The organism is Stenotrophomonas sp. NPDC077421 (assembly GCF_049545505.1).
Lineage (GTDB): Bacteria > Pseudomonadota > Gammaproteobacteria > Xanthomonadales > Xanthomonadaceae > Stenotrophomonas > Stenotrophomonas nematodicola.
Genome location: NZ_JBMWDP010000022.1, coordinates 47677 through 74538 on the forward strand (window position 1 = coordinate 47677; position 26862 = coordinate 74538).

Annotated in this window: 7 protein-coding genes; all 7 read left to right on the forward strand. The window is 70.1% G+C overall.

The window, feature by feature from the left end:
- Positions 1–18 precede the first annotated feature (18 nt).
- The gene (locus ACPEH1_RS13010) at positions 19–1011 is read left to right on the forward strand and encodes a TauD/TfdA family dioxygenase (RefSeq protein WP_312708353.1); all 993 of its coding nucleotides are present in this window, start codon (positions 19–21) and stop codon (positions 1009–1011) included.
- Positions 1012–1069: 58 nt separating this feature from the next.
- The gene (locus tag ACPEH1_RS13015) at positions 1070–4132 is read left to right on the forward strand and encodes a non-ribosomal peptide synthetase (RefSeq protein ID WP_423715891.1); all 3063 of its coding nucleotides are present in this window, start codon (positions 1070–1072) and stop codon (positions 4130–4132) included.
- Positions 4125–8558 carry a type I polyketide synthase gene (locus ACPEH1_RS13020; protein ID WP_423715892.1) on the forward strand — a complete coding sequence of 1478 codons (4434 nt, stop codon included), beginning with the start codon at positions 4125–4127 and terminating at the stop codon, positions 8556–8558. Before ACPEH1_RS13015 ends, ACPEH1_RS13020 begins: the two co-directional genes overlap by 8 nt.
- A complete protein-coding gene (locus ACPEH1_RS13025; RefSeq protein ID WP_017357526.1) occupies positions 8555–9616 on the forward strand; it encodes a TauD/TfdA family dioxygenase in 1062 nt (353 codons plus the stop codon). Before ACPEH1_RS13020 ends, ACPEH1_RS13025 begins: the two co-directional genes overlap by 4 nt.
- Before the next feature lies 1 nt (position 9617).
- Positions 9618–12662, forward strand: coding sequence for an amino acid adenylation domain-containing protein (locus ACPEH1_RS13030; protein ID WP_423715893.1), 3045 nt, complete (start codon positions 9618–9620; stop codon positions 12660–12662).
- Positions 12663–12766: 104 nt separating this feature from the next.
- Entirely contained in the window at positions 12767–23875 is an 11109-nt protein-coding gene (locus tag ACPEH1_RS13035) for an amino acid adenylation domain-containing protein (RefSeq protein WP_423715894.1), read from the forward strand.
- Positions 23872–26862: amino acid adenylation domain-containing protein (locus ACPEH1_RS13040; protein ID WP_423715895.1), on the forward strand; the 2991-nt coding region annotated here is incomplete at its 3' end. The genes ACPEH1_RS13035 and ACPEH1_RS13040, both read left to right, overlap by 4 nt.

Here is a 26862-nt window from a genome sequence, read left to right on the forward strand (position 1 = left end):
CCGTCCTCGCTGTCCCTGTTGCGCCAGCGCAGCGGGCGGCGCCAGGTGCCGGTGTCGGGCAACCTGGTGGAGGAGCTGGACTTCGCCGACGGGCATCCGATACCTCGGCGCCTGCAGGCGAACGCCGGGGCGCAGATCGATCCCGTGGCCTGGACCCGCACCCATCGCGCGCAGTTGCGCGAGTGCCTGCTGCGGCACGGCGCCTTGCTGTACCGCAACATGGGCATCGACGATGTGGCCGTGTTCAAAGGCGTGGTGGATGCGCTGGGCGGCGGCGAACGGCTGACCTACGAGAACCGCTCGACGCCGCGCACGCAGCTGGACGACCGCATCTACACCTCCACCGAGTATCCCGCCGAGTACGCCATTCCGCTGCACAACGAGAACTCGTACACGCATGCGTGGCCGGGCGTCATCTATTTCCATGCGCAGCAGCCGAGCGCCGAAGGCGGTGAGACGCCGATCGCCGACAGCAGGAAAGTGTATGCGTCGCTCGATCCGGCGCTTCGCGAGCGCCTCGAACGGCGAAAAATAATGTATGTTCGCAACTACGGTGAACTGGACCTGTCTTGGCAGGAAGTGTTTCAGACTGAATCGCGCAGCGAGGTCGAAACATTCTGTGCCCAGGCGGGCATCGGGTTCTCGTGGCGGGAAGGGGAACGGCTTCGCACCTGGCAGGTATGCCAGGCGTCTGCAACACACCCACTGACCGGCGAGAAGGTCTGGTTCAACCAGGCCCACCTGTTCCATGTGTCTTCCTTGCCGGAAGACCAGGGGGCGATGCTGCTGGCTGCATGCGGAAGGGACAACCTTCCCCGGCATGCGTGCTACGGCGATGGGGGGGAAATAGAGGACAGCGTGCTGGAAGAGATCCGTGGCTGCTATGAACGCCATGCGATCCGCTTCCCCTGGCAGAGTGGTGACCTGCTGGTGTTGGACAACATGCTGTTCGCGCACGGTCGCATGCCGTTTCGCGGCCCCAGGAGGATTCTGGTGGCCATGACGGACTGAACCGTTGCAGCACTGTCAGCCAGGAACGCAGTTGGACTTCAAGGGATGAAGGAAAACCATGCTGGAAACTGATGTCGGATATCGTCTGTCACCCCTGCAGCGCCATGCATGGCAGGGACGCGGCACGGGAACGGGGTACAGCGCCGCAGTGTTCGCTCTGGATGCGCCGCTGACGCCGGATGCACTGGCAGCGCGGCTGCAGCGGCTGGCTGCCGAGCTGGAAATCCTGCGGGTCGAACTTGTCCAGGTGGATGGGCTGCGCGAACCGGTGCAGTACGTCCGCGAAACGGCGCGCTGCCATGTGGTCGCAGGCAGGCTGGCGACGGAGGCGGACGTCGACACGCTGGTCGACGCCTGGCTGGACTGCAGCGCGAGCCGGCAGGCGAACCTGGCGGTGGCGCTGCTGGACGCAGCGACCGGCCCTCGGCACCTGCTGCTGCGCGCGCCCACCTGGATCGCCGATGACGCCGCGCTGGCACTGCTCGCGCAGGCGTTGGCCGCGTCCGAGCCGTTCGTGGCCGACACGCAGTACATCGATATCGCCGAGTGGATGCACGACGTCCTGGAAAGCCCGGTCGCCGAAGCCGGGCGCGCGTTCTGGTCCTCGCTCAACGCAGACGCCGCGCACGCGGCACGGCTGCCGTTCGCGCGCCATGCCGCCTCGTCCAGCGTCACCCCGGCGCGGCGGAACTACCGGGTGGAGAGCGGCGTGACCGGTCCGGTCGAACCGGAACTGCAGGCTCTGCTCGCCTGGCACGGCGTGCTCTCCCGATGGTGCGGCGTGGGCGCATTGGACCTGACGCTGTTCGATCACGGCCGCAGGTTTGACGAACTTGCCACGGTGATCGGGCCTGTCGCCCGCGCGATTCCGCTGCGCTGCGATACCTGCGGCCTGACGGCGGCCGACAGCGCGGCGCGTATGGCGGACGCGCTCGCGCAGGCGCGGCGGCATCAGGAGTATTTCGATCCGGCCCTGCCTTTGCCTGTGCACGGATATCAGTGGCGCACGAGCGGCGGCAACGGCGGTGCGCGGTGGCGCGGCGACAGCGGGCTGGCCATCATGCCGGGTCAGCTGGTGCTGCGGGCGGGCATCGACGCGGGCGCGTGGATGCTTGAATTCGTGTTCGATGCCCGCTGCTTCAGTGCGGCCGATATCGACGTGCTGGCAGAGCAGATGCGCAGCGCGCTGCTGCAGGCGCCGCTGGCGGGGTACACCCCGCTGTGCGGGCCTGCGGTCACCCCGGCGCGTCCGGTCAGTGCCGATGCCCTGTTCGATGCATGTGTGGCAGGGTTCCCACATGCGCCGGCGGTCCGGTCCGGGCAGACGGTCCTGGATTACGCGGCGCTGGATCACCAGGTGGGCCGCATCGCCGATGCGCTGCTCGACCTCGGCGTACGGCACGGTGATCGGATCGCGCTGGTGCTGCCGCGCGACGCGGCGTGCATCGCGGCGATGCTGGCCGCGCTCCGCTGTGGCGTTGCCTACGTACCGCTGGACCCGGACGCACCGACGCAGCGGCTTGCCGACATCCTTGCCGAAGCCTCGCCGCGCGTGCTGGTGCATGCCGGCGCGACGGACCGCTGGGCGTCGCTGGACGGCATGGCGACGCTGGATGTCACGCGGTTGCCAGCGCGGGCCGAAGCGGCGGTGCGCCCGTCGCGGATAGCGGTCGATCCCCTGCAGATCGCCTATGTGATCTATACGTCCGGTTCCACCGGCCGACCGAAGGGCGTGGAAGTCAGCCACCAGGCGGTATGCCACTACGTACAGGCCATCGAGCAGCGTCTGGGGCTGGAGGCGTCGGCGTCGCTGAGCGCGCTTTCCACGTGGACCGCCGACCTCGGCTACACGGCGCTGTATGGCGCGCTGCTCACCGGGCGCTGTTTCGACATCGTGCCGTCCGACACCGTGCTCGACCCGGCTCGACTGAGCCTGCATCTGGCCCAACATCCGGTGGACTGTCTCAAGATCGTCCCATCCCATCTGGCCGCGCTGCTGGAGGTGCCGGGGGGCGAGGCCGTGCTGCCGCGGCAGTGCCTGGTGCTGGGGGGCGAGGCGGCGGCACCGGCCCTGCTGGCGCGCCTGCGCGAGCGTCGGCCCGACCTGCGGGTCGTCAACCACTACGGCCCGACCGAGACCACGATCGGCGTGGCGACCCATGAGGCGCAAGGCGCACCGCATCATGCCGGCCTGCCCATCGGCCGAGCGCTGGGACACCTGCGGCTGCATGTGCTCGACGCACAGCTGCAGCCCTGTCCGGTCGGCGTGATCGGTGAGCTGTACATCGCCGGTGCCGGCGTGGCGCAGGGCTATCTGTCCCGGCCGGACCTGACCGCCGAACGGTTCCTGCCCGAGCCGGTGTCCGGCGAGGATGCTCCCGGTACGCGCATGTACCGGTCCGGTGACCGTGCCCGCTATTGGCCGAACGGCGCGCTGCAGCTGCTCGGTCGCGCCGATGACCAGGTCAAGATCCGCGGCCATCGCGTTGAACCGGGCGAGGTGGCGGCGGTGCTCGGCCGTCTGCCCGGCGTCGGCGCCGCCGTGGTGGTTGCCCAGGAGGCCGGCGCGGACGCGTGGCTGGCGGCGTATCTGGTGCCCACCGGTGCGGTGCGTCCCGGCGATGCGGCGCTGCTAGCGCAGCTGCACACGTGCCTGCCCGCCCACATGGTGCCGTCGGCGCTGGTGTGGATGCAGCAGTTGCCGGTGACCGCCAACGGCAAGGTGGACCGGCGCGCGCTGCCGCCTGCCAGCCGCCAGCGAGGCAGCGGCCGCGCCGTGGTTGCGCCGCGCACGTCGCGGGAGCACGACATCGCCGCGATCTGGACCGCGCTGCTTGGCGTGGACGAGGTCAGCGTGGAAGACAATTTCTTCGACTGTGGCGGCCACTCGCTGCTGCTGGTGCAGCTGAAGGCACGGCTGGACGCCGCATTTGGCAGGGAGATGCCGATCGTGACCCTGTTCCAGGCCACCACCATCGCCGCCCAGGCGCGCTTCTACGACGCATCGTCGGCACCGGCGACGGGGCAGGGCGCTTCGACGGCCGAGCACGACATGGCCCGCCGTGCGGAGAAGGCGCGCGCGGCGCTGCAGCGCCAACGCGAGGTACGTACCGATGGCTGATACCTCTGTGCCGGCGCAGGCCGTGGCCATCATCGGGATGGCCGGACGGTTCCCGGGCGCGCCCGATACCGACACGTTCTGGGCGGCGATCCGTGACGGTCGGGAGTGCATCGTCGATCTGGACGCCGCTGCGCTGCAGGCGGCCGGCGTGGATGCAGCCACGGCAGCACGCCCCGGCTATGTCCGTCGTGCGGCGGTGATGGCGGCCGTCGAAGACTTCGACGAGGCCTACTTCGGTATCACCCCGGGCGACGCCCAGCTGAAGGACCCGCAGCACAAGGCGCTGCTGGAGTGCTCGGAAACCGCCCTGCAGGATGCCGGCTACGTGGCCGCCACCTATCCGGGGTTGATTGCCATCTACGCCAGCGTGGGCACCAGCGGGTATCTGTACCAGCATCTGCTGGCCTCGCCGGACATAGTGCACAGGGTGGGCGTGCACCCGCTGTACCTGCACAACGAGAAGGACTTCGCGCCCACCTTTGTCTCCTACACCCTCGGGCTGCGCGGCCCCAGCCTCAACGTCAACTGCGGCTGCTCGTCCTCGCTGGCGGCGGTCCACCTGGCCTGCCGCAGCCTGCTTCAGTACGAGACCGACATGGCCCTGGCCGGGGCGGCGTCCATCCTGGCAACGCAGACCAGCGGCTACGCCTACAACGAAGGCGGCATCCTTTCGCCGGACGGGCATTGCCGTCCGTTCGACGCCGCCGCGGCCGGCACGCTGCCCGGCAGCGGTGTCGGCATGGTGGTGCTCAAGCGCCTGGAGGACGCGATCGCCGATGGCGACCACATCCACGCGGTGATCCGTGGCTCGGCGATGAACAATGACGGCCGCGGCAAGATCGGCTTCACCGCGCCGAGCCCGGAAGGGCAGGCACGGGTCATCCGCGAGGCGCTGCTGGTGTCGGCGGTCGATCCGGCCGAGGTGGACTACATCGAAGCGCATGGCACCGGCACCCGGCTGGGCGACCCGATCGAACTGGACGCGCTGCATGCGACCTACGGCGCGGGTGGAACGCAGCCGTGCCACCTTGGCTCGCTGAAGGCCAACATCGGGCACCTCAATGCCGCCTCCGGCGTTGCCGGACTGATCAAGGCGTCGCTGTCGCTGGCGCATGGGCTGATTCCCCCGCAGGTGGGCTTCGTCACCCCGAACCCGGCGCTGCAGCTGAGCGGATCGCGGTTCCGGATTGCAGCCAACCCTGCGCCCTGGCCAACGCGGGCGCGGCCGCGCCGTGCCGGCATCAGTTCCTTCGGCATCGGCGGTACCAACGTCCATGCCGTGCTGGAGCAGGCGCCGCCGCGCGCGCCGGGGCGGGAGGGCGGCATCCACGTGCTGCCCGTGTCGGCGCTGGATGAGGTGGCGTTGGCGCAGTCGAGCGCCGCGTTGGCGGCCCATCTGCAGGCCAACGCCGGCCTGGCGCTGTGCGACGTGGCCCATACCCTGCAGCAGGGGCGGCGGATGTTGCCGCTGCGGCGCGCGGTCGTCGCGCGGACGCTGGAGGACGCCGTTGAGGCCCTGCGGCGGCCGGATGCCGGGACGCGTGTGGCGCAGCCTGGCGCGCGGGTGGCCATGCTGTTCCCTGGCCAGGGCAGCCAGTATCCAGGCATGGCGGCGGCGCTGCATGCCGCCGATCCGGCCTTCCGTGACGCGTTCGATGCCGGCGAACAGCTCCTGCGGCGCCTGCTTCCGCACGACCTGCGCGCGCTGTTGCTGCAGCCGGGCGATGGGGCGGCGGCCGAATGCCTGCGCCAGACCGAGGTGGCGCAACCGGCCATCTTCCTGGTCAGCCATGCGCTTGCCAAGGCATGGCAGGCCCGGGGTCTGGAGGCCGATGCGATGCTCGGGCACAGCCTGGGCGAGTATGTCGCCGCCACCCTGGCCGGGGTCTTCGACCTGGCGGACGCCCTGACGCTGGTCGTGGCGCGTGGGCGCGTCATGCAGGAAACGCCGCAGGGGGCCATGCTCAGCGTCGCGCTTCCCGCCGACGCGCTTGCGCCGCTGTTGCCGCAGGGCGTGACCATTGCGGCCTACAACGCGCCAGGACACTGCGTGGTGGCAGGCACCGCCGCAGACATCGACGCGCTCGACACGCAGCTGGCATCCACCATCGCGCGACGCCGCCTGGTGACCTCGCACGCCTTCCACTCGCCCCTCGTGGAAAGTGCCGTCCCTGCATTCCGGGCGGTGCTGGACTCGGTACGGATGCGCCCGGCAGTGCGTCCGTTCGTCTCCAACGTCACCGGCGACTGGGTCGATGCCGGGCACTGCGCCCGGTCCGACTACTGGGTGGACCACCTGCGCAGCCCGGTCCGGTTCGACCGCGCCGTACGCACGCTGCTGGCCGGTGGCAGCGACCTGCTGCTCGAAGTCGGCCCTGGCCAGGGGCTGACCTCGCTCGTACGGCACTCGCTGGCCGACGGCGCGCACGCCGCGGTCGCACTGTCCACCCTCGGGCATCCAGCAGCCGTTGGCGACGAGGCCGCGGCGATGGCGCGCGCCCACGCGCAGCTCTGGTGTCACGGTGCCGGTGTGGTCTGGAACGTGCCTCCCGCAGGTGAGCGCCGCCGTGTCCCGCTGCCGACCTATCCGTACCAACGGCGTCGCCACTGGGTCGAACGCCCAGGCATGGCTGCGCCACCGAAGGCGGCGGTGGTACCGTCCACGCAGGCCGCTGCGCAGCCACGGCACGAGACGGCACCGGTGTCCGGTGATGCACTGGCCTCGCTGCTGCTCACCCTCTGCGCCGAGCGGCTCGGGCGCGCGCAGGCGGGCCCGGCGGACAACTTCTTCGATCTCGGTGGCGATTCCCTGGTGGCGACCCAACTGATCGCGCATCTGCGTGCCGCCACGGGCAGCCGCATCACGCTGGACCAGTTCCTGTCCGCCCCCACGCTGGGCGACGTGGTGGAGCGGGCGCGACAGGCATCGCCGGCGCCGGCCGCGACGCCGCTGCCGGACGTGTCACCACTGGACGCCGCACAACGCACCCGCAAGGTGGCGCTGTCCGCCGCCCAGCAGCGGATGTGGTTCTTTGAACGCCATGAGGGAGGTGCAGGCGCCAACACCATCCTGACCACCGCGCGCCTGAGCGGACGCGTCGATCACGCTGCCCTGTGCGCCGCCTTCGAAGCGCTGGTCGCTGATCATGCTCCGCTGCGCACGGCATTCTTCGAAGAGGACGGCCGTCCCTGGCAGCGCGTGCTGCCGGCAGCCACGGTCGACATCGAACGGGTCACGGTCGCGCAGGGGCCGCTGCAGGCCGGGGAGGTCGATCGGATCCTGGGCGACTTCGCCGCCCGGCCGTTCGATCTGGAGCAGGGTGGGTTGATCCGCGTCCTGCTGGTCTCTCTGGGCGAAGACGACCTGGTGCTGGCGGTCGCGCTGCACCATATCGTGGGTGACAGCTGGTCGATGGGCGTGCTGATCGCCGATCTGCAGGCGCACTACCTGCGCAGCATCGGCGCGGCCGACGGCCCGGCCCCTGGCGTACGCTCGCCGGACGCGATCGATGTGGCCGCCTGGCAGCGGTCGCCGCAGTGGCAGGCGATGGCCAGCGGGCAGCTGGCGTACTGGACGCAGACACTGGCGGGGGCGCAGACGCACGCCAGCATCGCCGATCCGGCACGCCGCAGCGTTGAACGCAGTTTCGACGGCAGAGTGGTGACGCGCCAGCTCGATGCATCGCTGGAATCGGCCATCGTCGGGTTCGTGCGTCAGCGCCGGACCACCCGCTTCTCGCTGTACCTGGCGGCCTATGCGCTGCTGCTGGCGCAGGAAAGCGGCGTGGGGGACATCATGATCGGCACCGATGTCGCCAACCGCACCCGTCCCGAGATGGAAGGCATGATCGGCTTCTTCGTCAACCTGCTCGCGCTGCGCGTGCGGTTGCAGCCCGGCGAACAGGTGGACGCGTACCTGGCGCGCGTCCAGGCGCTAGCGATCGACGGCCACTCCAACCAGGACGTGCCCTTCGACCAGGTCGTGGCCGCGCTGGACCTGCCCCGCGACCGCCGTTTCGCGCCGCTGTTCCAGCACAAACTGGTGCTGCAGAACGCGCCCGTGCCACCGCTGCAGCTGCCCGGCGTGCAGGTGCTCGCCTGGCCGCATGCGCGCGAGTCGGCCGAGCTGGACATGGTGGTGACCGGTTGGAGCAACGACGCCGGGGCGGGGCTGCGCATCGAGTACAACCGGCTGCTGTTCGACGCCGACGCGGGTGAGCGCTGGCTGGACAAGCTGTGCCTGCTGCTGCAGCGGCTGGTGGAGCAGACCGGGGTGCCGGTCGATGCGCTGCTGGCCGAACTGCATGCGGCCGACCAGGCACGCCGGGAACACGATGAACGACTGGCCGCCGGCAGAATCGGCATGGTCAAGCGACGACCAATCAGCGGCAAGGTTGCCGCCCAGGCTGACAGGAGTGAGGCATGACGATGGAACAGGACGCGGCCAGCGGGTTGCGCGGCACGCGCCGGCGTGGGATGAGCGTGTCGGGTGCCGGGCGCGTGACACGGTCGGTGATGCACGCGCAGTCCGGCCTGCCGCTGGTGTTCACCGCCCAGTCGCCCGGGCAGGTCCTCGGCGAGTGGATACAGGCCAACCGCGAGGAACTGGCCGCCCTGCTGCTTGAACACGGCGCACTGCTGTTCCGTGGCTTCGCGGTCGGCACCAGTGCCGCCTTCGAACAATGCATCGTCGCCGGGTCGGGCGCGTCGCTGGAGTACCGGTTCCGCGCCTCGCCGCGCACCACCGTGGCCGGCAACATCTATACGTCCACCGACTATCCCAGCGACCAGTGGATTTTCCCGCACAACGAGCATTCCTACTCGCCGGTCTATCCGCTTCACCTCTACTTTCATTGCGCCCTCCCGTCGTCCACGGGTGGCGCCACGCCGTTTGGATCGACCCGCCGGATCACCGCGGCGATTCCGCCGCACATCGTGGAGGCGTTCGAGCGACGTCAGATCCTGTACGTCCGCAATTATGGCGATGGCTTCGGATTGCCCTGGCCGACCGTGTTCCAGACCGATGACCGTGCCGAGGTCGAGCGCTATTGCGCAGGCGTCGGCATCGAGACCGTGTGGAAGTCCGGCGATCGACTGATGACGCGCCAGATCGGCAACGCGATGGTGCCGCACCCGCAGACCGGCGAGCGGCTCTGGTTCAATCACGCCACCTTCTTCAACGTCAGCACCCTGCCGCCGAGCATCGGCGAGGAGCTGATGCGCACCTTCCCCGCACATGACATGCCGACCAATACCTTCCACGGGGACGGCGGTGATATCGATCCGGACCACCTGACGTGTCTGCGCGACATCTATCGACGCGAGATGACCCGGTTCGACTGGCAGGCCGGCGACGTTGTCTGGTTGGACAACATGCTCGTCGTGCACGGTCGGGAGCCTTTCCAGGGGCAGAGGAGGGTGCTGACGGGCATGGCCCAGGCGCAGCGCGGCATGGCCATTGAAACGACTACTGAGGGGACGTGACATGCAGGACGAACACACCGGGTACAGCCTTTCGGAGCAACAGCGGACCCGCCTGGCAGCACGCCCGGCCGATCATGCCGGGCGCATCGGCGTGCATGCCTGGGCGCTGGGCGCCGGGCTGGATCCCGCGCGCCTGCAGGCGGCGGTAAGCGCGGTGGTCGACCGCCATGAAATCCTGCGGACCGGCTATCCGGTCGTGCAGGGCTTCAGCGAGTCGCTTCAGGTGGTCCTGCCGCAGGCACGGATCGACTGGCTGCCCTCCACGGGAAACCTCGCGGACGACCTGGCGCTGCTGGTCGCGCGCGCTCCCCTTGCCGTCGGGACGCTGGAGGCCATCGCGTCCACCCACGCGCAGGGCGACCATCTGCTGCTGCGCGGCACCGACCTGCAGTTCGACGCCGTGTCGCTGGCGGTCTTCGCGCGTCATCTGCAGCGTGAACTCGCCGGCGATACCGATGCACGCGAGGACGCCATCGTCCAGCACGCCGACTACGCCGAGTGGCAACAGCAACAGTGGCCCGCCCGGGCCGAACGCCATGCCGACGTCCACCTGCAGCGGATCCTGCCGTTCGCCCGTCCGGCAGCAGGCGCAGGGCGCGAACGTGGCCGCGTCGCGTTGACCGTCCCCGCCGCGCTGGCCACGCAGGTACTGTCTCCGGCGCAGCCGGGTGGCGCGAGGGCGCGCCTGCTGTTTGCCTGGCTGCAGGTCCTGCGCCGGCACCAGGGCGACACCCTGGTCCACGTCGACCTTGAAGCCCCGTCGCGCGTCACCGAGCTGGACGAGGCGATCGGGCCCTACAGCCAGCGTGTCGCCGTCGGTGTCGAGGTCGATCCTTCCCACGCGCTTGGCCAGGCCCTGGCGCAACTGGAGGCGACGGTCGCCGCCGCCGCTGCCAGCGTGGCCTTCGCGCCGGCGGCATCGGGTGGCCTGGCCGGCTTCCTCCATCGCGTACATGTGGCCGCACCGGTAGACCCCGTGCACCTGGTCGCGTCGCACCCGGCCGACAGCGAGGGCGCGCTGGACCTTGTCTGCGAGCAGTTCGGCGACCGTCTGCAGCTCATGATCCAGTACGACCGCGGGCAGTACGGGGATGCGGATGCTGCCGTGCTGGGCGAACAGTTCCTGGACGCGCTGGACGCGGTGTGCACGTCGGACCTGGAGACGCCGGTGGCCGCGCTGTCGGGGCGCGCGGCGGGCACCGCCGCCAGTGCCGTCCTGCACGGGCCGCTGCTGCCGCCCGTCGCCGCCGACCGGCGGGGTCTGGCTGGCCTGTTCCTGCACGCAGCGGCGCAATCGCCGGCGCGTGTCGCACTGGTCCGGGAATCGCAGCAGCTCACGTATGGCGACCTGGAGCGCCGCAGTGCGCAGCTGGCCGCGCACCTGGCCGCGCTGGGGGCCGGGCCGGAGCGCCGGGTCGGCGTCTGCCTGGCCAATCCGCTCGACATGATTGTCGCGATCCTGGCGGTACTGCGCTGCGGGGCAACCTACCTGCCACTCGATGTTGCCTACCCGCAGGCGCGACTGCGCTACATGCTCGCCGATGCCGGCGCCGCGTGGCTGATCGTCGATGACCGCCAGGCGCAGGCGGACCTGTGCGACGGCCTGCCGGTGACATCGCTGGTGTTCGGTGACGCCATGCAGACCCCCGCCGGTCATCCCGGCGTGGATGCGGACCTGCATCCGGAGACCGCCGCGTACATGATCTATACGTCCGGTTCCACCGGACAGCCAAAGGGCGTCTGCGTGCCGCACGCCGCCATCCTCGCGTCCACCGCGGCACGCGGGCTGGGCTATCGCGATCCGCCGCAGTGCTTCCTGCTGCTGTCATCGTTCTCGTTCGACAGCTCCATTGCCGGCATCTTCTGGACCCTCGGGTCCGGCGGCACACTGGTCATGACCACCCCCGAGGTCGTCCACGACATCACCTGCCTGTCCGAGCTGGTCCGCGCCCGCCAGATCACCCACACCCTGATGGTGCCGTCCCTGTACGCCACGCTGCTGTCGTCGGGCGATCCGGCCACCCTGACCAGCCTGCGCACCGTGATCGTTGCCGGCGAGGCATGTCCGCCGGCGCTGGTGGAGCGTCACCGCGCGCTGCTTCCGGCCACCGCATTGTTCAATGAGTACGGACCCACCGAGACCGCCGTGTGGTGCACGGTCGAGGATCTGGGTGCTGGGGGACCTCGTGTGGGCATCGGGGCTCCGACGGCGGGCACCCGGATCTACCTGCTGGACGGCCACGGCGACGCGGTCCCGGTGGGGGTGGTCGGCGAAGTCCACATCGGGGGCGCGGGCGTGGCACGCGGCTACGCCGGCCGCGCCGACGCCACCGCCGAGCGCTATCTACCCGATCCGTTCGGCACCGGCCCCGGTGCACGCCTCTACCGCAGCGGCGACCTTGCGCGCGCCCTGGCGGACGGGCGCCTGGACTACGTGGGCCGGATCGACGCGCAGGTCAAGATCCGCGGACACCGCATCGAACTGGGCGAGGTGGAGTCGCAGCTTGCGCAGCATCCCGCCGTGGCCCAGTGCGCGGTTGTCGCACGAGGCCAGGCCGGCGAGCAGGTGCTGATCGCCTACTGGAGCGCGCACGCAGATGCGGCGGCCGACGTTCTGCAGCTGCACGACCACATGCGGCACCGGCTGCCGTCGCACATGCTGCCGCAGGACTACCTGCAGATGGACGCGCTGCCGCGGACCGCCAACGGCAAGATTGATCGCGGCGCGCTGCCCGATCCCGATCAGCTGCGGGCAACGTCGGTGCATGTCGCGCCGGAACCCGGCATCGAGACCCGGTTGGCCGCGCTGTGGGAGGCGCTGCTCGGCGTGGAGGGCATCGGCCGCAACGACAACTTCTTCAAACGCGGTGGCCACTCGCTGCTGGCCATGCAGTTGATCTCGCGCATCCGCGACGCGTTCGACGTGGAGGCACGGATCAAGCTGATCTTCGACCACCCCGAGCTGTCGGCGATGGCGGTGCAGCTGCAGGCGCTGATCGAGGAGACCGCCGACGCAGGCCCGGCACTGGATGTGCTGGAGCTGTGAGTGACGCGATCCGCGGCCATGCGCCGCGGAAGGACTGACAAGGCAGGACGCGCGCGGCATGGGGCAGGCGCGGGCCATGCCGGCAAACGGACGCAGGATCAACGATGAACAGGACGTACATTGAGCAGTTGCGCGCGAAGGGCCTGGAACTGGCCGCGCATGGGGATCAACTGCGGATCAGCGCGGCAAAGGGGGTCATCACGCCCGCGCTGGCCAGCGAGCTGAAGGAACGCAAGGCGCAGATCCTGCAGGCGCTTGCGGAAGAGCAGGCCGCGCCGATTCCGTTGTCGTTCCAGCAGCAGCGTCTGTGGTTCCTCGATGAGCTGGGCGGGCAGGACGGCACCTACAACATCTCCACCGCGTTCCGCATCCACGGTCGCATGGACGTGCCCACCTTCCAAAGCGCATTCGCCACCTTGGTGGCGCGCCACGAAGCCTTGCGCACGCGTATCGAGGTGGTCGACGGCGAGGCCGCGCAGATCATCGATCCGGGTCCCGGTTGCGGCCTGGCGGTCCATGCCGCGCCGACGCCGGTGGACGAGCGCGACGCACGCGTCGCCGCGCTGTACCAGCAGCAGGACCAGGTGCGCTTCGCGCTGCGCCAGGGCCCGCTGCACCGTTTCGAACTGCATCGGTTCGCCGAGGACGACCACCTCCTGTTGACCAACGTCCACCACCTGGTGTTCGACGGCTGGTCATCGGCGGTGATGGTCCGCGAACTGGCCGCGCTGTACACGGCCGGCCTGGAGCAGCGCCCCCTCGCACTGCCGCCTCCGGCGCGGCAGTACCGCGACTTCGCGCGTTGGCAGCGTCGCCAGCTGCAGAGCGGGCAGTGGGATGCCCAACTGGCGTATTGGACCCAGGCCCTTGAGGGCATGCCGCCGCTGCTCGATCTTCCGCTGGATCGTCCCCGCCCGCTGCAGCGCAGCTCGCGCGGTGCGACCTGTCCGATCCGCTTCGGGGCGGACCTGAGCCAGCGGCTCGCCGCATTCAGCAGTCGCAGCGGCTACAGCCCGTACATGATCGTGCTGGCCGCACTGACCGCCGTACTCGGTCGCCTGTCCAGCCAGGACGACGTGGCGGTGGGCACGATGATCGCCAATCGCAACCACGGCGAGTTCGAGCATACGCTGGGCTTCTTCGCCAACACCCTGGTGCTGCGCACGCGGATTCCCGCCGCGACCACGTTCGCCGATCACCTGGCCGCGACGCGCCGCACCGTGCTTGATGCCTTCGAGCACCAGGATGCACCGTTCGAGCGCATCCTGGACAGCCTGCAGGTGGAGCGCACGCCGGCGTATACCCCGCTGTTCCAGACGATGTTCGTCTGGCAGGGAGCGGTTACCGCTTCTCTCGACCTGCCCGGGCTGCGTTTCGAGGACATCTATCGCGACAGCGGACAGGCGAAGTTCGATCTGACCTTCACCCTCGTGGAGGAGCGTGAGGGGATCAGCGGCGGGTTGCAGTACAACACCGACCTGTTCGACGCCAGCACCGCCGATCGCATGGTGGCGTGCCTGCAGCATGTGCTCGGCCAGGCGATCGATGCGCCGTCGACGGTGCTGGAACAGATCCCGTTGACGCCGGCACCGGCAGCCCTCCGGCCCGTGGCATCGCCCGCGCCGGCAGTGGAAGAGGGGGATATCGCGAGCCGGTTCGAGGCCATGTGCGATGCACATCCCGGCGCGATCGCGATCACCTGCGGCGATGAGAGCATCGCCTACGCGGACCTCGATGCGCGTGCCAATGCGGTGGCGGCGCTGCTTGCCGGGCACGGTATCGGGCGTGGCGATCGCGTCGCGCTGTTCATCGACCGCTCGGTCGATCTGATCGTGGCAATGCTGGCCGTGTGCAAGGCCGGGGCCTGCTATGTTCCGGTCGATCCCAACGGGCCGATCGAGCGCCTGCGGCATATTCTTCGTGATGCCGCCGTGGCCGCCAGCCTGGTGGGTGCCACCGAGCAGGCGCAGTACGCGCGCGTCAATGACGGCAACCCGCTCGCGCCCCGGGTGCTGGACATGGCGGCCAGCCACGGCGCCTCCCGCCGCGAGCGTCCGCGGGTCGCGCTGCGTGCTCAGGACCCGGCCTATGTGATCTACACCTCCGGCTCGACGGGACTGCCAAAAGGCAGCGTGATTCCGCACGGCAACGTGCTGCGCCTGTTCGACGCGACCGCACCCTGGTTCGGTTTCGGGCCGGACGATGCCTGGACGCTGTTCCACTCCAGCGCGTTCGATTTCTCGGTGTGGGAGATCTGGGGAGCCCTGCTGCATGGCGGCCGCCTGGTCATCGTCCCGTACCTTGTCAGCCGCGATCCACACGCATTCCATGCCTTGCTGGTCGATCAGCAGATCACGGTCCTCAATCAGACACCGTCGGCCTTCCTGCAGCTTGCCGAAGCCGATGATGCCGCTGGCGAGGCGCAGCGGCAGGCGCTGGCGCTGCGCTGGGTGGTGTTCGGCGGCGAGGCGCTCACGCTGCCTGCGCTGGCGCCGTGGTTTGCCCGGCGTCATGGCGCGGGGCCGCGCCTGGTCAACATGTACGGCATCACCGAGACGACGGTGCACGTGACCTACCGGGAGATTGTCCAGGACGATACCCGTCAGCCGCGCAGTCTGATCGGTGACCCGATCCCCGACCTCAGCCTGCACCTGCTGGATGCCGACCTGCAGCCGGTACCGACCGGCGTGCTCGGCGAACTGCATGTCGGCGGCGCAGGCCTCGCGCAGTGCTACCTCGGCCAGCCGGCCCTGACCGCGCAGCGCTTCGTGCCCGATCCGTTCGGTGCAGGCGGCGCACGCCTGTACCGCACCGGTGATCTGGCCCGCATCGGCAACGACGGGCAGCTGGAGTACGTGGGGAGACGCGACGCGCAGGTCAAGCTGCGTGGCTTCCGGATCGAGCTGGGCGAGGTGGAACATGCCGTGGCGGCGCTGCCCGGCGTCGCCAACGCACTGGTGCAGCTGCGCGACGTGTCCGACATCGGCAAGCGTCTGGTCGCCTACATCGTGCCGGATCCGGCGGTCGCGCTGCAGGACGCGTCCGCGTTGCGCGAGGCGTTGCTGGCCCGCCTGCCCGAGCACATGGTGCCGACGGTATTCATGCCGCTCGCGCGGTTCCCGCTCACCGCCAATGGCAAGATCGACGTGGCGATGCTGCCACCTCCGGCACTCGCCGTGGCGGATCGACGTGGCGCGGCCGCGCCGCGCGACGCCGCCGAGGCCGCGTTGCTGGCCGTCTGGCAGACGGCACTCGGTCGTGACGACATCGGCGTGGACGACAACTACTTTGCTCTCGGCGGCGATTCGATCCGCAGCATCCGCCTCATTGCGCAGGCCCGGGCCAGGGGCATCACCTTCAGTGTGGCGCAGTTGTTCGCGGCGCAGACCGTGGCGGCCCTGGCCCGGCTGGCCACGTTCGATGCATCTGCCGGCCCGCTGACGCCGACGCTGGCTGCATTCGCGCTGCTGGAGGCCGATGAGCGCGTGGCACTGCCGGGCGACGTCGTCGATGCGTACCCGCTTGCCGCACTGCAGGCCGGCATGATCCACCATTCGCTGCTCGACCCGGGACAGGGCCACTACCACAACGTTTCCAGCCTGGCAGTGCGCGGTTGTCCAATGGACGTGGCGACCTTCCAGGCGGCGCTGGCGGCCGTCGCCTCGCGGCATCCCATCCTGCGCACCTCCTTCAGCATGGACGGCACCGGCCGTCCGCTGCAGCGGGTGCATGCCGATGTCGGGGTGGCCTTCGACTGCATCGATCTGCGTGGATCGAGCGCGGCAGCGCAGGCGGTCGCCATCGACGCGCTGATCGCGGCGCAGAAGCAGACGCCGTTCGACCTGGAGCAGGCACCGCTGTACCGGATCTTCATCCAGCTCACGGCCCCGGACGCGTTCCAGATCACCTGGGTGGACCATCACGCCATTCTGGATGGGTGGAGCGTGGCCTCGTTCTTTACCGAGCTGTTCGACACCTACTTCCGCCTGCGCCGCGGCGCGCCCGTCGCATCGACGCCGCTGCACAGCCAGTACCGCGATTTCGTGGCGGCCGAGGGTGCTGCCCTGGCAGACCCGGACACGCGCGCATACTGGGCCGGCGTGCTGGACAGCGCCCCGTTCCTGGCGCTGCCACGCACCGCCGGTGCGGCCGACACTGCCGCCACCGCCGGGTTCCGTTGCGAGGTCGCCTTGCCCGACGGTCACGCCGATCGGCTGCGTGCGCTGGCGCGCGACGCCGGCGTGCCCCTGCGGACGGTGCTGCTGGCTGTGCACATGAAAGTGCTGTCGATGCTGGGAACGCAGCAGGACGTGGTCAGTGGCGTGGTGTCCAATGGCCGCCTCGAGCACGAGGACGGTGATCGCTGCCTGGGACTGTTCCTCAACACCCTTCCGCTGCGGATGTCGCTGCCGGGTGGCGCGAGCTGGCGTCAGCTGCTGGCCGGAACCTTCGCTGCCGAGCAGGGATTGCTGGCCAACCGGCGTTTCCCGTTGTCCGAACTGCAGCGGATGAACAGGGGGGAGCCGTTGTTCGAGGTCGCCTTCAATTTCATCAGCTTCCACGTGCTGCGCCAGATGGACGATGCCCTGCCGCAGGGGTTCGAGGTGGAGCAGCGTGAACAGTTCCAGCGCAACAGCTTCGCGCTGATGTGCGGGTTCCGCGAGGACCCCGGAAGCGGCATGGTGGGGCTGGACCTGCAGTTCGATCCGCACCGTCTGTCACGTCTGGATGTGGAGCGCGCGGGCCGCTGTTACCGGGCCGTGCTCGAGGCCATGCTGGCGTGTCCGGGGCAGGCCCACGACGCGGCGGCGTGGCTGGACCCGATGGACCGAGACTGGCTGCAGGGCGTGGCCGAGGTCGGCACGCTGCCGGCGGCCCCGGTATCGGTGGACGTGCGCGTGCAGCGCCAGGCCCGGCTCACGCCGGCGGTGGTCGCCATCGAAGCGGCAGGCGTGCAGGTGTCGTACGGGCAGTTGGACGCGGCCGTGTCGCACCTGGCCCGCCAGCTCCGTGAGCGCGGCATCGGCGACGGTGACCGGGTTGCGGTGTGCATGCAGCGCGACGCCGGCCTGGTGATCGCGTTGCTGGCCATCCTGCGGACCGGTGCAGCCTACGTCCCGATGGATCCGGGCTACCCGATCGAGCGGTTGCAGTACATCGCCCGTGACGCAGCGCCGGCCCTCCTGCTGGCAACGCCCGGCACGGATGCGGCGCTGGCGGCGTGCGTGCCGGCGGTCATGGACGTGACGGCAACCGGGCTTCTGGCGCACGCCGCTACCGATATGCCGGCCATGACGCGCCACGCTGCCGGGCTCAACCATCTGATCTATACGTCCGGTTCCACCGGCGTGCCGAAGGGCGTCGCCATTACGCGCGGGGCGACGGCGGCCATGCTGGACTGGGCCGTGCAGACCTTCACGGCGACGGGGCTGCAGCGCACCCTCGCCAGCACGTCGATCTGCTTCGACCTGTCGGTGTTCGAGCTGTTCGCGCCGCTGTCCTGCGGCGGCTGCGTGGTGCTGGTGGACACCATCCTGGACCTCGTTCATACCGATGTCGGTGCATTGACCCTGGTCAACACCGTGCCGTCGGCGCTCGGTGCGATCCTGGAGGCGGGACGTCTGCCGCGCGTGGATATCATCAACGTCGCCGGCGAGCCGCTGCCGCGTCCGCTGGTCGACAAGGCCTACGCCCATCCCGGCGTGCAGGCCGTGTTCAATCTGTATGGTCCTTCCGAGGACACCACCTATTCCACCGCCGCCCGCGTGCCGGCGGGCACGGGCTGCAAGCCCAGCATCGGCGTACCGCTTCCGGGCACGCAGGCGCATGTGCTCGACAGCGCGCTGAACAGCGTCCCGCCGGGCGCCATCGGCGAGCTCTACCTGAGCGGGGCCGGGCTTGCGCGCGGGTATCACGACCGCGCGGCGATGACCGCCGAGCGTTTCCTGCCCTGTCCGGCGGGCGCAGGAGCGGGTGGGCGCATGTACCGCACCGGCGACATCGTCCGGTTCCTGCCCTCGGGCGAACTGGAGTACCTGGGGCGCAGCGATCACCAGGTCAAGCTGCGCGGGTTCCGGATCGAGCTGGGCGAGATCGAGCACGCACTGGCGATGCTGCCCGGGGTCCAGGCAAGCGCGGTCCTGGCCGACGACCCGGCCGATGCACAGCGTCGGCTCGTGGCGTATGCGCAGGTGGACGGCGACGGCGTGTCCGAAGCCAGCCTGCTGGCAGCATTGCGCGCCCGGTTGCCGGAATTCATGGTGCCGTCGCGCGTGGTGCTGCTGCCGGCCCTGCCGATGACGCCGAACGGCAAGATCGACCGCAAGGCGTTGCCTGCCCTCGGCGTGGCGAGCGGGGAGGCGGCCGCGGCGACTGCGGTGGCGCCGCCGCGGCCGGGCACCGAAGCACTGATCGCCGAGGTGTGGAGCGGGGTGCTGGGCTGCGCGGTGGACGACCGCCATGCCGGGTTCTATGCGCTGGGAGGCGACTCCATTCTGGGTATCCAGGTGGTCGCCCGCATGCGGCGGCTGGGTTACGACCTCACGCCCCGCCTGCTGTTCGAACGCCAGACGCCCGCGGCCTTGGCAGCGTGCATCCGTCGGACCGACACGCAGGCGATGCACTGCGAGCAGGGGCCGGTCACCGGCACGGTCGAGGTCTCGCCGGTGCAGCACTGGTTTGTCGATCAGGCCCTGGCGCATTGGCAGCACTGGAATCAGGCGGTCGTGTTCGACGTGCGGCCCGACCTCGACGCCGCACGGCTGCGCCAGGCGCTTGGCCTGGTGATGGCACACCACGACATGCTGCGGGCCAGCCTGGTACCCGACGGTGACGCAACGCGGCAATGGATCGGGACGGCCGACAGCGAGCCTGTCCTCGAGGAGGTGGTCATCGATCCCCCGGGCAGTCCGCAGGGGGATGCGCAGTGGCTGGCAACGGCGGACGCGCTCCAGGCCTCGCTGCAGCCGGCCCAGGGCCGGGTCATGGCCGGCGCATGGGTCCACTGCGATGGCGGGCCTGCCCGCCTGCTGCTGGTGGCGCACCATCTTGTCGTGGACGCCGTGTCCTGGCGCGTGCTGATCGAAGACCTCGAAACCGCCTGCGCCGCCGTGGCACAGGGCAGCTCGGCCGTGTTCCCGGCAAAAACCACCGCGTACCCCTACTGGACCCAACGGTTGCTGGGCGACCTGCGTGCGGGACGCTGGAACGCCGAACGCAGCTACTGGCAGTCGGTGCTGGACACCGCCGCGCCTGCGCTGCCCCGGCAGCGGGACGGCGTCAATGACGTCCGCTCGGCGCGCAACATCAGCGTGGCGCTGGATGCCGGGGAAACCGAGCGGCTGCTGCGCACGGTGCCGGCCGCGTATCAGACCGAAATCAACGACGTCCTGCTGCTCGCGCTTGCCCACGCGCTTCGTGCGTGGACCGGCCAGCACAGCATCGCGCTGACCCTGGAAGGGCACGGCCGTGAGGACCTGTTCGACGACGTCGACCTGTCCCGCACCGTCGGATGGTTCACCTCGATGTATCCGGTCAGCCTGGTGCTGGAGCACGGCGCCGACCTGGCGGCCGACCTCAAGGCAGTGAAGGAACAGCTGCGGCGCATTCCCGGCAAGGGCATCGGGTTCGGGATGCTGCGCCACCCCGCCGCAGGCGCGGAACGTCTGCCGCGCTCCGGGGCACATGCCGACATCGGGTTCAACTACCTGGGCCAGTTCGACGCCGGTACACCCGCCAGCGCGGACCGCTGGCTGCGTCCGGCAGACGCGCCGACCGGCGCGCTGCATGCGCCGGGACAGGACCGCGCGCACCTGCTGGACATCACCGCAGCCGTCACCGGTCGACGCTTCGGAGTGAACTGGACGTACTCGGAGAACATCCACGACCGTGCGGCCATCGAGGCGCTGGCCGATGCCTTCATGGTCAGCCTGCGCGCGATCATCGCGCATTGCAGCAGCCCCGGACGCTGGGGCCGGACGCCCTCGGACTACCCGCTGGCAGGGCTCGATCAGGTCACCCTGGACGGCGTGCTGGAGGCGTACCCCGAGGGGGTGGAGGACATCTACCCGGCCACGCCGCTGCAGCAGGGCCTGATCCACCATTCCCTGCTTGATCCGGACGGGGGGACCTACCTGATCCAGATGGATTTCAGCCTGCCGGACGCGCTGGATGTCGACCGGCTGGTGGCGGCCTGGCAGCGGGTGCTGGCCGGTCACGCGATCCTGCGCACCGCGTTCGTGCAGCTTGCCGACAGCCGCCTGCTGCAGGTGGTCCAGCCCGCCCCGGCGCTGCCCGTGCAGCGGTTGGACTGGCGCGCCCGGCAGAACGATGCGGAGGCCGCGTGGCAACAACTGCAGGCACGCGACCGCGCCGTCGGTTTCGACTTCGCGGTGGCGCCGCTGCTGCGCCTGCATATCGCGCAGATGCCCGATCACGCACATCGCCTCCTGCTGACCTACCATCACGCGCTGTTGGACGGGTGGTCCATTCCGCTGCTGCTGGAGCGGGTGCACGCCGCGTACGCGCGTGCGGCGGATGGCCAGGCCAACGCTGTGCCGGAAATGCCCGGCAGGCCGTTCCGCGACTACGTCCAGTGGCTTGCCGAGCGACCGGTGGAGACGGCGGAGCGCTACTGGCGCGACCACCTGGACGGCTTCAGCCAGGCAACGACCATCCTGCAGGGCGCCGCCAGCGAAGGGCTGGGCAGCGCGTGCCAGCGTCTGGTCGTATCGCCGGCGCTGCATGCGGCGATCGACGCGCTGGCGCGCCGCCAGGGCACGACCCAGAGCAGCGTGCTGCAACTGGCCTGGGCGCGGGTGGTGTCCCGCTACAGCGGCCGCCACGACGTGGTGTTCGGTGTCACCGGTGCCGGGCGACCGCCGGAAATGGCCGATATCGAAGCGTCCGTGGGCGTGTTCATCAACACCGTTCCCGCGCGGTTCCGGCTGGCGGCGAACGCGCGCGTCGGCGACCTGCTGCGCGAGTGCCACGCGCAGCAGGTGCAGCGCGACGAACATGCGTTCCTGCCGCTGTCGCGCATCCAGGCCCTGTCGGACATCCGCGCGGATACGCCGCTGTTCGAGTCACTGCTGGTCTTCGAGAACTATCCGGTGGCCAACGGCGATGGCGATGCCGACCCGACGTCGGACAGCCTGCAGGCATCGCTGCTCGGCTCGCAGGAGCGCTCCAACTATCCGCTGAGCCTGTGTATCGTGCCGACGGCCGATAGTCTGGTCGTCAACCTCAACCATGACCTGGCCCGCTACCCGGTCAGCCAGGCACGCGCCATGCTCCAGCACTTCGAGCAGGCACTGCAGGGCATCGTCGATCACGTCGATGCGCCGCTGGGTCGCCTGCCGACCCTGCTGGCCGACCAGGCAGCCGCGCTCCGCCAATGGAGCGCGGCCGCGTCGGCAGCGCTGCCGACGCGTTCGCTGCTGCAGCAGCATGCCGACATCGTCGCCCGGCATGGTGGGCGGACCGCCGTGGTCGACGCGGAGGGCAGCATCGACCACGCTGCGCTGGATGCGCGCGCGTCGGACTGGTGCGGCTACCTGCTCGGTGCGGGTGTACGACCCGGCGATATCGTGGGCGTCCACCTGCCACGCGGGCGCGAGCTGGTCGCGGTCATGCTCGGTCTGTTCAAGGCAGGGGCGGTGTATCTGCCGCTGGACCCCGCCCAGCCGGCCGAACGCCTGCGCTGGATCCTGCAGGACGCCGCGCCGGGTTGGGTGGTGTGTCCGTCGGCCGAGGCCGGTGCCGCGGTGCTGGCCGGGCAGGCGGTACTGACCCCCGACGGCCTGACCGGCATCAGCGGTGCCGGCGGGGCGGCCGGATGCGCGACGCCGTCGCTCGATGCGCCGGCCTACATCATCTACACCTCCGGTTCGACCGGCCACCCGAAGGGCTCGCTGTCGACCCATCGCGGCCTGGGCAACGTGGCGGCGAGCCAGGCGCGCGCGTTCGAACTGGGCGTGGAGGACCGTCTGCTGCAGTTCGCGGCATCCGGTTTTGATGCGTCGTTGTGGGAGATCGCCATCGCGCTGTCCTGCGGCGGCGAACTGCACGTCGTGGACGATACCGGCAAACAGCTCGGCGACGGATTCGACCGGTTCCTGCAGCGGGCCCGCCCGACCTGGGCAACGCTGCCGCCGTCCGTCCTGCGGCACCTGCAGCCGGACCAGTTCCCCCACCTCAGAACGCTGGTCTCGGCCGGTGAAGCGTGCGATGCGGACATCGTGCGGCGCTGGTCGGCGGGGCGGCAGTTCCACAACGCCTACGGTCCCAGCGAGGCCAGCATCTGCGCCACGCGTACCGCCGTTCGCGACGCTGCGGTATCGCCCGGTATCGGCTACCCCATCGAAGGGACGTACGCCCGGGTGCTCGACGCCAACCTCGATGACGTCGTGCCGGGTGTTGTCGGTGAACTGTGGGTGGGGGGCATCGGGCTTGGCCAGGGCTATCTGGGCCGGCCGGACCTGACCGCGGCCGCCTTCCGCCCTGATCCGGCGGCCACCGTCCCCGGGGCACGCCTGTACCGTACCGGCGACCTGGCCCGGCATCGCGCCGACGGCTGCCTGACCTTCCTCGGCCGCATCGACCACCAGGTCAAGATCCGTGGATTCCGTGTCGAAACCGGCGAAGTCGAGGCGGCCCTGTTGTCTCTTGACGCCGTGCTGGATGCGGCCGTGCTGGTCGCCGTGGACGGGCAGGGCACGCCGTGCCTGCACGCCTGCATTGCGACCGGGTCCACCGATACGCCCGCGTCGCTGCGCGACCGTCTGCGCCAGGCGCTTCGCAGCACGCTGCCCGATTACATGGTGCCGGCCCGTTTCAGCTTCCTCGCCCAGCTCCCCCTGACCGTCAATGGCAAGGTGGATCGGGTCGCGCTGGCTGCGCTGGAGCCCGCCGTTGCCGACGCGCCATCCGGCGCGCTGGCGTCGGACACCGAACGCACCCTGGCCCGGATCTGGTCGGCCGTGATCGGCGGCAGCGTTGGCCGCGACAGCGACTTCTTCGACATTGGCGGCAACTCGCTGTCTGCCATGCAGGTCATCCGGGACGTGCGAGATGCGCTCTGGCAGGGCGCCCGCATCGAGGACCTCTACCGCAATCCGCGCCTGTCCGACCTGGCGCGCCACATCGATACGCTGCAGTGGCTCACGGCGGACGCGACCGCTCCGTCGGAAGCCACGTTCGAGGACCTGCTATGACGATCATCCCGAGCCTGCTGGAGCAGCTCCGCCAGCTGGATGCGCGGCTCACCGTGCAGGACGGCAACCTGCGCATCCAGTCCCCGCGCGGCCCGTTGCCGCCGGTGCTGCGCGAGCAGCTGGTCGCGCACAAGCAGGAACTGATCGTTGCCCTTGGCGGTGGCGGCAGCGCGGCCGGGGACGCAGACACGGGTGAGGCCATCGTGCCGGTGGATCGCTCCGGGCCGGTGCCGCTGTCGTTCGCCCAGCAGCGGCTGTGGACGCTGGACCAGCTGGGTGCGGACGGGGCGACGTACGCGATCCACATGGGCCTGCGGTTGTACGGGGCCGTCGACATCGCGGCGATGGGATCGGCGCTGGATACCCTGGTCCACCGCCACGACATCCTGCGCAGTCGCTACGTTGCCATCGATGGCCAGCCGATGCAGGTGGTCGATGCGTCCGCTGGCTGCCCGTTCGACGCCATCGCGATCGACGCGGCGGACCTGGATGACCGTCTCGCGCAGCATGCCGCGCTGCCGTTCGACCTTGCCGCCGGCCCGCTGTTCTCGGCCGTGCTGTTCACCTTGGGCGCGCAGGAGCACGTACTGTCGCTGCGCATGCATCACATCGTCGCCGATGGCTGGTCGGCGGGCATTCTCCTGCGCGAACTCACCCACGCGTATCACGCGCATGCGGCCGCGACGCCGCCGGTGCTGCCGGTGCTTCCCGTCCAGTACGGCGACTTCGCCGTCTGGCAGCGCGGGCAGGTCGATGCCGCGCGGTTGGCCGCCCAGCTGGACTACTGGCGCGGTCATCTTGCCGGTGCGCCGGACGGGCTGGATCTGCCGACCGACAGCCAACGCGGCCCGCTGCAGACCTATGCGGGCGACCTGTGCGCGCATCCGCTTCCCGCCGCGCTGGGGCCGGCGGTGATCCAGCTGGCGCGGTCCCACGGGTGTACGCCGTATGTGGTGCTGATCGCTGCCTTCGCGGTCCTGCTGGCGCGGCTGGCGCGGCAGGACGACGTTGTCATCGGGGTGCCCCTGGCGGGTCGCGAGCGGCGTGAACTGTCGGGATTGGTCGGTTACTTCGTCAATACCCAGGCGCTGCGCTTCGCGCTGGACATGCACGAACCGTTCGAGGCCGTGCTGCGCCGCGCCGTCCGCACCGTGGCCGATGCGCAGGCCAACCAGGATGTCCCCTTTGAACAGGTTGTGGACGCGCTCCAGGTGAGCCGGAGGCCGGGCCAGACGCCGCTGTTCCAGGTCATGTTCGACCTGGAAGCCGGCGCCGATCCGGCCGAGCCCCCGCCCGGGGACACGGCACTGCGCGTGGAGCCGGTGCGCAGCCCGCACACGGTGGCCAAGTTCGACCTGACGTTGAACATGGTCCAGCGTGGCAGCGCGTTCTCCGCGCAGCTGGAATACAACACCGACCTGTTCCAGGCGAACACCATCGCCGGATGGGTCCAGGCATTCGACACCCTGCTGGAGGCGGCCGTCGCGGCGCCAACCACCGCGCTGGTGGATCTGCCGCTGCAGTCGCCCGCGGGGGTGGCGCAGCGCGTGCAGGCCAGCGAGGGGCCGCGGCGCCTGCTGCAGGGCGACGTGGTCGCCCGCTTCCGCGCGCGCGCAGCGGCATGCCCCGATGCGGTGGCGCTGGACGGTCCGGCGGGCCAGTGGACCTACGCCGAGCTGGAGCGCCGCAGCGCGCACCTTGCCACCCGCCTCGCCGCCGCGGGCCTGGCGCCGGGTGCCTGCATCGCCCTGAGCTTCCAGCGCAGCCTCGAACAGGTCGCGGCGGCACTGGCCGTGCTGCGCGCAGGCCTGTGCTATGTCCCGCTGGACCCGGCCCTGCCGGCGGAGCGCGCGGCGTTCGTCGTCGAGGACAGTGGGTCTGTCCTGCTTCTGACCCACGCCGGGCTGCACCCGGATGCGCGGCTGCCGACGTGGCGGCTGGACGGACCCTGGTGGGAAGGCGCGGCGGCGGGCGCAGCCATCGACCTTCCGCTGCATCCGTTGCAGTCGGCCTATGTCATCTACACGTCCGGTTCGACGGGGCGGCCCAAGGGCGTGCGGATCGGGCATCACGCACTGCTCAACCATGCCGAGGCGATGGCGGCGCTGTTCGAGCTCTCGCCACAGGACAGGGCGCTGCAGTTCAGCACCTTCAGTTTCGATATGGCCGTGGAAGAAATCTTCCCGACCTTGCTGGCCGGCGCGACCCTGGTTCTGTACGACGACCGGATGGGCCTGGACGTGGAGGCCTTCGAAGGCTATCTGTCGCGCGAGCGGATCACCATTGCCAATCTGCCGACCGCGTACTGGCACCTGTGGACCCATGCACTGCACGGTGCCGGTGCCGCGCTGCCGGCACTTCGGCTGGTGATCGTCGGTGGCGAAGCGCCGGCCTTCGAGTGCCTGCAGCGCTGGCGTCGGTGTCGCCCGTCGGTGCGGTGGCTGAACACCTACGGGCCGACCGAAACCACGGTATCGGCGAGCTGGTGGGAAGGCAGTTCCAGCGATCTGGATCTGCTGCACAGCCGGATCCTGCCGATCGGCGTGGCGCTGCCCAACAGCGCGCTTCGGGTACTCGATGCAGCGCTGCAGCCGGTTCTTCCCGGCACGCTGGGCGAGCTGCATGTCAGCGGCGTCAACCTCGCGCTCGGTTACGTGGGCCAGCCGGCCCTGACGGCGCTGGCCTTCGTGCCGGATCCGCATGCCGGCGAACCGGGCGCGCGCATGTACCGCACCGGCGACCTGGTGCGTTACGGCGCCGACGGACAGCTGGACTACGTGGGCCGTGCCGACCACCAGGTCAAGGTGCGCGGCTTCCGCATCGAGCTGGGCGAGGTCGAGATCGGCCTGCGTGGCTGTGCCGGCGTACGCGATGCGGTGGTGGTGGCACGGGCCGATGCGGCCGGTGGCTATCGCCTGGATGGGTATGTGGCCGGTGACGCCGTGCAGGCCGAGGCGCTGCGCGAGCAGCTGGCCACGCGACTGCCG